The sequence below is a fragment of the Streptomyces sp. NPDC001027 genome (assembly GCF_040299045.1).
In the GTDB taxonomy this organism is placed as follows: Bacteria; Actinomycetota; Actinomycetes; order Streptomycetales; family Streptomycetaceae; genus Streptomyces.
Window position 1 is genome coordinate 26,847 of sequence record NZ_JBEPBI010000070.1, and the last position, 10,678, is coordinate 37,524.

General features: G+C 70.5%; 11 protein-coding genes, 1 rRNA gene and 1 pseudogene. 2 read left to right on the forward strand and 11 right to left on the reverse strand.

Translation table 11 applies throughout. The annotated features are described in order from the left end of the window. The first annotated feature begins 98 nt into the window (after positions 1-98). The gene (locus ABT300_RS20620) at positions 99-884 is read left to right on the forward strand and encodes an ECF subfamily RNA polymerase sigma factor, BldN family (RefSeq protein WP_351677629.1); all 786 of its coding nucleotides are present in this window, start codon (positions 99-101) and stop codon (positions 882-884) included. A 246-nt stretch (positions 885-1,130) separates the two neighbouring features. Continuing rightward, a complete protein-coding gene (locus ABT300_RS20625) occupies positions 1,131-2,372 on the forward strand; it encodes a DUF5667 domain-containing protein (RefSeq protein ID WP_351677632.1) in 1,242 nt (413 codons plus the stop codon). Between the two features lie 88 nt (positions 2,373-2,460). Here ABT300_RS20625 and ABT300_RS20630 read toward each other — a convergent pair whose 3' ends face one another. From ABT300_RS20630 to rrf, 11 genes and pseudogenes are all read right to left on the reverse strand, one after another. Beyond that, positions 2,461-3,540: a lysophospholipid acyltransferase family protein gene (locus ABT300_RS20630; RefSeq protein WP_351677635.1), complete on the reverse strand. Its 1,080-nt coding sequence runs from the start codon at positions 3,538-3,540 to the stop codon at positions 2,461-2,463. 14 nt (positions 3,541-3,554) lie between these two features. Next, complete coding sequence (locus ABT300_RS20635; protein WP_351677638.1) at positions 3,555-4,646, reverse strand: NAD-dependent epimerase/dehydratase family protein; 1,092 nt, start codon at positions 4,644-4,646, stop codon at positions 3,555-3,557. A 310-nt stretch (positions 4,647-4,956) separates the two neighbouring features. Beyond that, positions 4,957-5,055: a 30S ribosomal protein bS22 gene (locus ABT300_RS20640; RefSeq protein WP_003948845.1), complete on the reverse strand. Its 99-nt coding sequence runs from the start codon at positions 5,053-5,055 to the stop codon at positions 4,957-4,959. A 180-nt stretch (positions 5,056-5,235) separates the two neighbouring features. After that, positions 5,236-5,448, reverse strand: coding sequence for a helix-turn-helix domain-containing protein (locus tag ABT300_RS20645; RefSeq protein WP_004984898.1), 213 nt, complete (start codon positions 5,446-5,448; stop codon positions 5,236-5,238). A 134-nt stretch (positions 5,449-5,582) separates the two neighbouring features. Beyond that, positions 5,583-6,398, reverse strand: coding sequence for a phosphatase (locus ABT300_RS20650; protein ID WP_351677640.1), 816 nt, complete (start codon positions 6,396-6,398; stop codon positions 5,583-5,585). Between the two features lie 81 nt (positions 6,399-6,479). Then, positions 6,480-6,664, reverse strand: a pseudogene (locus ABT300_RS44520) (hypothetical protein); the annotation flags it as partial. After that, a complete protein-coding gene (locus tag ABT300_RS20655; protein WP_351677642.1) occupies positions 6,613-7,785 on the reverse strand; it encodes an acetoin utilization protein AcuC in 1,173 nt (390 codons plus the stop codon). The gene ABT300_RS20655 and the pseudogene ABT300_RS44520, both read right to left, overlap by 52 nt. Next, the gene (locus ABT300_RS20660; RefSeq protein ID WP_351677645.1) at positions 7,736-8,965 is read right to left on the reverse strand and encodes an MFS transporter; all 1,230 of its coding nucleotides are present in this window, start codon (positions 8,963-8,965) and stop codon (positions 7,736-7,738) included. The genes ABT300_RS20655 and ABT300_RS20660 overlap by 50 nt, the downstream gene beginning before the upstream one ends. Positions 8,966-9,068: 103 nt before the next feature. Next, positions 9,069-9,791 carry a VC0807 family protein gene (locus ABT300_RS20665; protein WP_351677648.1) on the reverse strand — a complete coding sequence of 241 codons (723 nt, stop codon included), beginning with the start codon at positions 9,789-9,791 and terminating at the stop codon, positions 9,069-9,071. Positions 9,792-9,884: 93 nt separating this feature from the next. Further along, on the reverse strand, positions 9,885-10,529 hold the full coding sequence (locus ABT300_RS20670) for an HAD family hydrolase (protein ID WP_351677651.1): 645 nt from the start codon (positions 10,527-10,529) through the stop codon (positions 9,885-9,887). Between the two features lie 62 nt (positions 10,530-10,591). Next, positions 10,592-10,678, reverse strand: a 5S ribosomal RNA gene (gene rrf / locus ABT300_RS20675); the annotation flags it as partial.

Sequence of the window (10,678 nt, forward strand, 5' to 3'; positions counted from 1 at the left end):
GTTATTCTCCTCAGACGCAATCCGGCGCCCCTCCTGTCGCTACGACGGGTGAAAGGTTCCGCACTGCACGTGATGGAAGCTCTGCCTCTGGGAGTCCCGTGTACCCACACGTCGGGGTTGACACCTCGGGCCTGGCTACGCTGCGCGCAACGGTCGCTACGGTCCAGGACCTGTTGCGCGGCTTCGTCCCCACCGCGTACGCCGGCCCCGCCTTCGCCACCGCCGCTCCGGCGGGCCCCTGCTACGCACTGGCGGAAGGCAGCGCCGCGGTCGGCAGAAGAGGACGCTCGACCAGCGGCGCGACCACCGCCCCCCGCCGACCGGCCGCCGACAGCGACAGCGCCCGGATGATGGACCTCGTCGAACGCGCTCAGGCCGGCGAGGCCGACGCCTTCGGGCGGCTGTACGACCAGTACAGCGACACCGTGTACCGCTATATCTACTACCGGGTGGGCGGCAAGGCGACCGCCGAGGACCTCACCAGCGAGACGTTCCTGCGCGCCCTGCGCCGCATCGGGACGTTCACCTGGCAGGGCCGCGACTTCGGCGCCTGGCTCGTCACCATCGCCCGCAACCTCGTCGCCGACCACTTCAAGTCGAGCCGCTTCCGGCTCGAGGTCACCACCGGCGAGATGCTCGACGCCAACGAGGTCGAGCGCTCCCCCGAGGACTCCGTCCTGGAGTCCCTGTCCAACGCCGCACTGCTGGACGCGGTGCGGCGGCTCAACCCCCAGCAGCAGGAGTGCGTGACGCTCCGGTTCCTGCAGGGCCTCTCCGTCGCCGAGACGGCTCGGGTGATGGGCAAGAACGAGGGCGCCATCAAAACCCTCCAGTACCGGGCCGTCCGCACCCTCGCCCGGCTGCTGCCGGAAGACGCCCGCTGACCGCCCCCGCCCGCAGCCCACTGTCGGCGTTCCCCAACTCACGCTCAGTGAAAGTCCGTTGCCTTCCCGATCCGATCATCCGCAGTCCGTAACCCAAGTGCCGCGCCAGTCGTTGTGCGGGATACAGGCTCCCTGTGGTCACGTCCTGGCCGCCCCCGCTCACTCGATCGGGTGCAACCGGCACCGGGCGTGCAACCCTCAGCACCCCGAGGGAGTCGACCGTCATGACGAGAGGAGGTGCCGCCCGTGATCGCGAACGTATCGGCGCACCGGCGGGCGAACGCCTTCGCCCAGGCCCTGGAGGAGCAGTCCGACCAGGGCACGGCGGCCGAGCAGACCGAAGGATCACCGCCGGCGCCGGCCGCTGCGGACCAGACCGGGCAGGGCCAGCTGCTGGCCCTCGCCACGAGTCTCGCCGAGCTGCCCAAGCCGGAACTCGATCCCGAGGTCAAGGTCGTCCAGCGGGCCCAGTTGGTCGCAGCGATGGAGGCCATGCTGCAGGCTGGCACCGCGGGAGGCGAGGCGGCGGACCTGTCGGTCCCCGAACAGCGATCCCACCGGGGCAGGGGCACACACCGGGCCGGCCCTCTGGGCAAGTTCCGGCCGCGTTCCCGCCTCGCCAGGGGCCTCACCGCGGGCGGCCTGAGCGTCGGCGTCGCGGCGGGAGCCTTCGGCGGAGTCGCCGCCGCGAGCTCCGACGCCCTCCCCGGCGACGGGCTCTACGGGCTGAAGCGCGGGATCGAGGACTTCAAGCTCAACTACCTGGCCGACGGTGACGACGAACGCGGTCGCACCTACCTCGACCAGGCCTCCACCCGGCTCAGCGAGGCCCGAAGACTCATGGAACGGGGCCGCAGCGGCGACCTCGACCACGAATCCCTGGGCGAGATCCGGCGCGCCCTGAACGGCATGCAGCACGATGCGTCGGAAGGCCATCGCCTCCTCCACGAGGCGTACACCCGCGACCCCGACTCGCTGGGCCCCATCCAGGCCCTCGACGCGTTCTCCCGCTCGCACCGCGAGGCCTGGGGCGCTCTTCGCGAGCGGCTCCCGGTCCAGCTCGGGGACGTCAGTCAGCAGGTCTCGTCGGTCTTCGAAGCCATAGACGACGAGGTCGCCCCGCTGCAGTCCCGGCTCCCGCGGCCCCCCGCCGCGGGCGGCCGCGACACCCGGCAGGGCACCGGGTCGGCGTCCACCGGCAGCTCCTCGGACACCGGCCGCGGGACCACGCCGGGCCGCGGCGGCAAGGACACGTCCCACGACACCGGGGGCGACACCGGCAGCCCCAGCAGGTCCGCCACCTCCGGGACCGGCGACGACGGCCTCCTCGGCGGCAACACCGGCGGCCTCCTCGACCCGCCGAAGGACACCGGCGGCACCTCGCCGTCGATGCCCAGCCCGCCCCTCACGCGGCCCGACGTCACCCTCCCTCCGCTCCTCCCCGGCCTTCTCCCCGGCCTGGGCATCGACGGCGAGGACGCGGAGTAGCACCACCGCACACGGCGATGGGGCGCCCCTTTCTCGAAGGGGCGCCCCATCGCCGTACCACCGCCGACCGGCCGAACTGCGGCGACGGCTAGAAGAACACCGAGCGCCGCTGCACCAGCAGCTTGTAGAGCGTGTGCTGGATCTGCTCGCGCACCTGGTCCGTGAGGTTGAACATCAGCATCGGATCCTCCGCCGCCTCCGGCGGATAACCGTCCGTCGGGATGGGCTCGCCGAACTGGATCGTCCACTTCGTCGGCAGCGGGACCGCGCCCAACGGGCCCAGCCACGGGAACGTCGGCGTGAGCGGGAAGTACGGGATGCCCAGCACCCGCGCCAGCGTCTTGGCGTTGCCGATCATCGGGTAGATCTCCTCGGCCCCGACGATCGAGCACGGAATGATCGGCACGCCCTTACGCAGAGCCGTCGAGACGAAGCCGCCCCGGCCGAACCGCTGGAGCTTGTACCGCTCGTTGAACGGCTTCCCGATGCCCTTGAAGCCCTCCGGCATCACCCCCACGAGCTCGCCCTGGCCGAGCAGCCGCTCGGCGTCCTCCGCGCAGGCCAGGGTGTGCCCGAGCTTGCGCGCCAGCTCGTTGACGACCGGCAGCACGAAGACGAGATCGGCGGCGAGCAACCGCAGATGACGTCCCGCCGGATGCTGGTCGTGGACGGCGACCTGCATCATGAGGCCGTCCAGCGGCAGCGTCCCGGAGTGGTTGGCGACGATCAGCGCCCCGCCCTCGGCCGGGATGTTCTCGACGCCCTTCACCTCGACCCGGAAGTACTTCTCGTACAGCGGCCGCAGCAGGGACATCAGGACCTGGTCGGTCAGCTCCTCGTCGTAGCCGAAGTCGTCGACCTCGTAGTCGCCCGTGAGCCGCCGGCGCAGGAAGGACAACCCGCCCGCGATCCGCCGCTCCAAGCCGCCCCCGGCCTCGTCAGACCGTTCCTCACCCGTCACAGGAACATCATCCAGCCCGGCCGCCCCGATGTGCAGGGGCTGAACCTCACCGACCGGGCCCTTCTCGCCCGCCTCGCCGAGTTCCCGGACCTGCGCGGGCTCGCCGTTCTTGCGCCGGCTCCCCGCGCCCCGTCGCCGGGACGGCCGCGCCACGGCGCTTCCCCGGGACCGGTCGTCGTCGAACGGAATGACCTTGGCGTCCGCCATCGTTGATGCGCTCCTCAGTTGGCGCTCTGCGTCGGGGGGGTGACCGGGGACCGGTCCGGGGCAGTGCCGCGGGCGCCGCCGGGCAGCGGCAGCGCGGCGATCCGGTCGACCACCCCGGCGACGGCCCCCGGCGGCAGCAGACCGGGCCCGTGGGCGCGCGCGAAGTCCTCGAACGTCTCGGCCGTCGTGTACCGGGGCGTGAACCCGAGCGTCTCGCGCATCTGGACCGTCGACACGACCCGGCCGTGGGTGAGCAGCCGGATCTGCTCCGGCGAGAAGTCCGTCATGCCCAGCGTACGCACCAGGGAGCCCGCCCATGTGACGGCCGGCAGCAGCAGCGGCACCGTGGGCCGCCCGAGCCGCCGCGAGCACTGCGACAGCAGCAGCACCCCGTCCCCGGCGATGTTGAAGGTGCCGCTGTTGAGCGTGCCTCGCTGCGGCTCGTGCGAGGCGATCCGCAGCACCTGGATCACGTCGTCCTCGTGCACGAACTGCAGCCGGGGGTCGTAGCCGAGCACCGTGGGCAGCACGGGCAGCGCGAAGTACGAGGCGAGCGGCGTCTCCGCGGTGGGCCCGAGGATGTTGGCGAACCGCAGCACGCACACCGCGACGTCCGGCCGCCGCCGGGCGAACCCGCGGACATAGCCCTCGACCTCGACGGTGTCCTTGGCGAAACCGCCGCTCGGCAGCGCCTTGGCGGGCGTGGTCTCGGTGAACACGGCCGGGTCCCGGGACGCCGAGCCGTATACGTTGGTGCTGGACTTCACGACGAGCCGCTTCACGTTCGGCGACTTCTGACAGGCGCCGAGCAGCTGCATCGTCCCGATGACGTTGGTCTCCTTGACCGTGGTCCGGCTTCCGCTGCCCAGCGCGGTCGCCGTCACGTCCAGGTGGACGACCGTGTCGGCGCCGGTCTCGGCCAGCACCCGCGCGATGGTGGGCTGCCGGATGTCGGCCTGGATGAACTCGGCGCCCCCGAGATGATGCTCGGGCCGCACGACGTCCACGGCGACCACCCGGTCGACCTGTGGGTCACGCTGGATCCGCCGTACGAAGCGGCCCCCCAGTTGACGGGCCACTCCGGTAACGAGCACGACCTTTCCCAAGATCCGCGCCTTCCTTCCGTCCTGGAACCGCCGGCTGCCGCACCGGGTTCCCGTCTGCGGGCCAACTTAGCGGGTCGGTGTTGCCCTGTGATGACTCCCCGATGCGCGAAGTGACGAGAAACGGGTGGTCGCAGACCCACACCGGCAATCATGCCGGTCCAGACATGCGCACGACGTTCAACGGACCGCACGACGCCCGGATATGCGTGTGGCCCCCCATCGACGGATCGATGGGGGGCCACACCACGCCTACGCGGCTCGCGTCGCGCGAAGGACGCACGAAGAAGCAGGACCTGCCTGCTTCTCGCGCCTACTTCTTGTTACGACGCTGAACACGCGTGCGCTTGAGCAGCTTGCGGTGCTTCTTCTTGGCCATCCGCTTGCGCCGCTTCTTGATAACAGAGCCCACGACTACCCTCGCTCACTTCTCATCACTCGGTGCTGGGCGCCATGGGCCCATACGACCTACGAGGGGCTAGCCTACCCGCCTGAGCGCTGAGGTCGTAATCGAGGCCAGGAGGGGCCCGGGACGGCACTGACGGCCGGGCCTCTCGCCCATGGGCCTGCCTGGCGGGCAGGCCCCCGGCCGTCAGGCGGTTTCCACCCCCACATAGCTCTCGCGGAGGTACTCGTGAACCGCTTGCTCGGGGACGCGGAAGGACCGCCCCACCCGGATCGCGGGCAGATGACCACTGTGCACCAGCCGGTACACGGTCATCTTCGACACTCGCATCACCGAGGCGACTTCCGCCACGGTCAGGAACTGAACCTCGTTCAGAGGCCTCTCGCCAGCTGCAGCCATGACACACCTGAACCTTCCGCACTCGACTCGACGGCCACCGGCTTCCCCTTCCGGTGACTCTTCGTCGCTGCGTGCTCACTCCCCAATGTAGGGGCGGGTGATGCGAGTGGGGAAGAGGTGCACCCATCAGCGGCCTACCGTGACAGACACGCTCGATTGAGTACGTAGCGGGTCAGCGGCCTGTAGTAAGCGGACCGCACGGCGTCATCAAGCGGAACGGCCACCGAGACGATTCCCTCGGCCTCTCCCACGAACAGCGCGGGGTCGTCCGTGTCGGCCAGCCCGACCGCCTCGAACCCCAGCTGACCAGCCCCGCAGACCCATCCATGGTCCCCGATCACGAGCTCCGGCAGCGGCCCGCCGGCCTCGGCCGCCGCGCCGAGCGCCACCCGAACCGGCAGCGGAGAATGGCTGTGCGCACCGGTCGCACAACCGGCGCGTCCGCCCCTCGCCTCCCGGACGACCGCCACCCCCCGTACGTAGTCCAGGGTGTGGGGGCGTAGGCCGAACCGGGTCGTTATGTCGACACAGCGACCCTGCGCAGGGGTGAGAACATCACATCCCGCCGTCTGCAAAGCGTCCGCAAGACCGGCGTAGAAGCCCAGCAGCCGATGGGGGTGCCCGGTGCCGAGGAGCACGGCCGCGCCACGCTGGGCGACCGAGGCGAGCCGCCCCGCGAACGCGTCGAGAGCGGCCAGCGTCCGCTCGGGATCGATCACATCATGCCCCGACACGTATCCCGGATCGGCCGAAACCCCACACTTGTCCGCCATCAACGAGATCAGCTCCCGCTGCCCCCAACTCCCGTCAGGATCGAGCCCGATCAGCGCGCGCGGATCCCGGGCGGCGAAGAGCCGATAGCTCCGCAGACTCGCCTCCCGCGAGGTGGCGACCACCCCCGCCAGCCGCGCGGCGAGCAGATGCGCCCGAAGCGCCCCGGTACTCAACACCCAAGCGATGCTGACGGACGAACCCCATCCCTGCACAAAAACCCCAAGAACACCCCACAGTCGGCGTAACCCCCGCCCGGCTTTCAGCCCGTCCGGCACTTGAGGACGAGGCCGTCCAGCCCGACCGAGGGTCCAGGGGGCGGAGCCCCCGCGGACGGGACGGGAAGGGGCGGCGGGGGCGAAGAAAGCCCGCCCGACACCCCCCGCACCACCCCTACGCCAACAACCCCCGCAAGGGAAACACCGCCCGTCGAGTAGCCAACACCGCCTGATCCAGCCGATCAGCGGGGTCGTACCCCGACTCCCACCCGGCCCACCCCACCGGCCACCGCCCATCAGTCATCCGCATCGGCCCCAACTGCCGCGTACGAGCGAAGACGTCCTGCCGCCACCCCTCCGGAATCACCGTCTCCGGCGGCACCGGCGCCCCGCCCGCCACACCCACCAGATGCGCCCACGACCGCGGCACCACGTCCACCACCGCGTACCCGCCGCCGCCGAGCGCGACCCACTTCCCTCCGGCGTGCTCGTGCGCCAGGTCGTGGCAGGCCACCTGCACGGCCCGCTGCGCGTCGAGCGACACGGCGAGATGGGCGAGCGGATCCTCGAAGTGCGTGTCGGCCCCGTGCTGGGTCACCAGCACGTCCGGCCGGAAGTCGGCGATCACCTCCGGCACCACCGCGTGGAACGCCCGCAGCCACCCCGCGTCCCCGGTCCCGGCCGGCAGCGCGACGTTCACCGCCGACCCCTGCGCGGCCTCTCCGCCCGTCTCCTCCGGCCAGCCCGTCTGCGGGAACAACGTCCGCGGATGCTCGTGCAACGAGACCGTCAGCACCCGCGGGTCGTCCCAGAACGCCGCCTGGACCCCGTCCCCGTGATGCACGTCCACGTCCACGTACGCGACCCGCTCCGCCCCGAGCTCCAGCAGCCGGGCGATCGCCAGCGAGGCGTCGTTGTAGATGCAGAACCCGGACGCGCCCCCGGGCATCGCATGGTGCAGCCCGCCCGCGAAGTTCACGGCGTGCAGCGCCTCCCCCCGCCACACGGCCTCCGCGGCCCCCACGGAGAGCCCGGCGATCAGCGCCGACACCTCGTGCATCCCCGCGAACGCCGGGTCGTCCATGGTCCCCAGCCCGTACGACTGGTCCGCCGCCCCCGGCTCGGCCGACGCCGCCTTCACGGCGTCGACGTAGTCCTCCCGGTGCACGAGCCGCAGCGTCGACTCCCCGGCGGGCTTCGCCGAGACGACACGCACCTCCCGGTCCAGGCCCAGAGCCCCTACCAGCCTCCGGGTCAGATCCAGCCGGACCGGATCCATCGGATGCCCGGGCCCGAAGTCATAGCCCGTTACTGCCTCGTCCCACATCAGCTGTGCGCGGCCGCTCATGCCCGTCACCGTATCGGTCCGGTTGAGCAGCGAACGAACGGGCGTACGCCAGCGTCACCAGCACCAACACCATCGGCACGACCATGGCCCCCCGATAGCTCCACGCGTCCCCCAGCGCCCCCACCAACGGCGACCCGATCAGGAACCCGACGTAGTTGAAGATGTTGAGACGCGCGATGGCCGCATCCGAGGCCCCCGGGAACAGCCGCCCCGCCGCCGCGAACGTCTGCGGCACCAGCACGCACAGCCCCAGCCCCACGAGCGTGAACCCCAGCATCCCGACCCACGCGCCCGGCGCGACGGCCACCACCGCGAACCCCGCCGCCGCGACCAGCGCCCCCAGCCGCACCACCGCCGCGGCCCCGAAACGCCGTACCCCGAAGTCCCCGATGGCCCGCCCGAGCAGCGTGGTCACCATGTAGACGTTGTAGGGGACCGTCGCCAGTTGCTCCGAGCTGCCCAGCACGTCCTGGAGGTACTTCGCACTCCAGTTGGAGACCGTCGAGTCCCCGATGTAGGCGAAGGTCATCACCAGACACAGCGGCAGCAGCACCTTGAAGACGAGGCCCGCCTCGCCCCCGCTCGCCTTCTCGTCCTGCGCACCGACCCCGCCCGCCTCCGGGCCTCCGTCCACGTACCACCGGCTGCCCACCAGCGCCGCAGGCAACAGCACCGCCACCACCGGCAGATACGACACCCACAGCGCGAGATGCCAGTGCGCCCCCGCCCAGGCGAGCGAGGCCCCGAGGATCCCTCCCAGGCTGTACACGGCGTGGAAGCTGAGCATGATGCTGCGCCCGTACGTCCGCTGCAGACTCACCCCGAGCATGTTCATCGAGGCGTCCAGCGCACCGACGGCCAGCCCGAACACGGCCAGCGCGACGCCCAGCCCGACCATTCCGCTTCCCGCCCCGACCCCGAGCAGCGCCAGCAGCACCACCGGCTGCGACCAGCGCAGCAGCCGGCTCGGCGGTATCCGCTTCACCAGCTGCTCCGTCGTCACACTGCCGACGCCCGCGAGGATCGGGACGGCGGCCAGGAAGGCGGGCAGCAGCGCGTCAGAAACCCCGTACCTGTCCTGGATGGCCGGAATCCTGGTCACGAGCAGCGCAAAGGCGACTCCCTGCGCGAAGAAGCCGAACGCCAGAGAGGCCCTACCGCGCCGCAGCACATCTGTCATGGCGGCGAGCGTAGGGCCCCTGCGTACTCGTGGGTAGATCCAGCCAAAGATGAGTTTCCTTCAGCTTCCACCGGACTGCCGGCCCACCGGCCGCAGACCCGCCCTACCGGGCGAGAACCATCTCGGCCTCCGCAGCCTTCGTCTCGCCTGCGGCCTTCGTCTCGTCCGCGGCCTTAGCCTCGAAGGACACCATCGCCTCCATCGGCACGGCCCCCAGCGCCCCGCCGACCACGATCCCGAGCACGATCGCCACGATCATGATCACCGAGCCGAGCCACACCATCGTGTCCACCGGCACCGTGTAGGCCCCCACGACCCGCACCACGCACTCGGCGAGCAGCACCGCGCCCCACACGACCGAGAAGGCCCGCTCCCGCCGCCGGAAGTCCGCCGACGCCACCGACGCCCCGCTCGCCAGCCGCTCCCACGCAGCGTCCCGGACGGCGTTGCCCTTCACCAGGAACGGCTTGAGCCCCGCGGTCATCATCGGTTTCCCCAGCATCACGGAGACCAGGATCCCGATCCCGACCGTGCTGCTGACCCCGCTGTCCTTGGCCAGCATCAGCCGCGGATCACCGGCGACGAAGCTGAGCACCAGTCCGACGACGTTGACGACGAGGATCAGCCCGGCAAGCCCGTTGACCGTCCGCTCCCTGGCCACGCTCCACAGCGTCCGCGCGGCCGGCACCACGCTGCTCCAGGCGAGAGCGGCGAAGGTGCTCATCCCGAACGCGCCCTTGAAGAGGTAGTACGACCCGAGCGGCACCGCCACGTCCACGATGAGCGGAGCGAAGGCGTTCTGCTTCTTGTGCTGGTTCGTCGTCATGCACACAGCTTCGCCGCCGGGAGGGGTCCCCCAGTAGAAACGATCGTCCAAAGCTCGGCATGACAAATGTCAGTCCGTCCGCCGGGACCGGCGTCAGACCAGCAGGTCACCCAACTGATCCATGTCCGCGAAGAGTTGAGTGGCCCCCGCGAGCTTCGCGGCAGGCGTCATCGCGGTGAACCCGTACACGTCCATCCCGGCCGCCCGGGCGGCCTGCACCCCCAGCGGACTGTCCTCGACGACCAGGCACCGCCCCGGCTCGACGCCCATCCGCTCGGCCGCGAAGAGGAAGAGGTCCGGAGCCGGTTTCCCCTTGCCCACGTCCTGCGAGCTGAAGACACGGCTCTCGTCGAACCACCGGTCCAGGCCCGTGGTCCGATGCCCCACGCGGATTCGTTCATGGCTCCCCGAGGACGCCACGCAGTACGGCACCTCGTCCGCCGCCAGCTTCTCCAACACGGCCACGATGCCGGGGACGGGCCGCAACTCCCGCTCGAAGGCGTCGAACACCCGCCGGTGGAAGACGTCGTCGAAGTCGGCCGGCAGCCGCTCTCCCGTCCGCTCCGCGACCAGGTCATGGATACGGTGCATCGCCGACCCCATGTAGTCCCGGATGGAGTCCTCGTAGCTGGTCGGATGCCCCAGCTCGGTCAGATACCCGGCCAGCAGGCGGTTGGAGATCGGCTCACTGTCCACGAGGACGCCGTCGTTGTCGAAGACCACCAAGTCGTAGTGCATATTTAGACCCTAAACGCAGAAAACCCCCGTGCCGAATGGCACGGGGGTTTTCTGCAATGATTGTTCGGCGGTGTCCTACTCTCCCACAGGGTCCCCCCTGCAGTACCATCGGCGCTGTGAGGCTTAGCTTCCGGGTTCGGAATGTAACC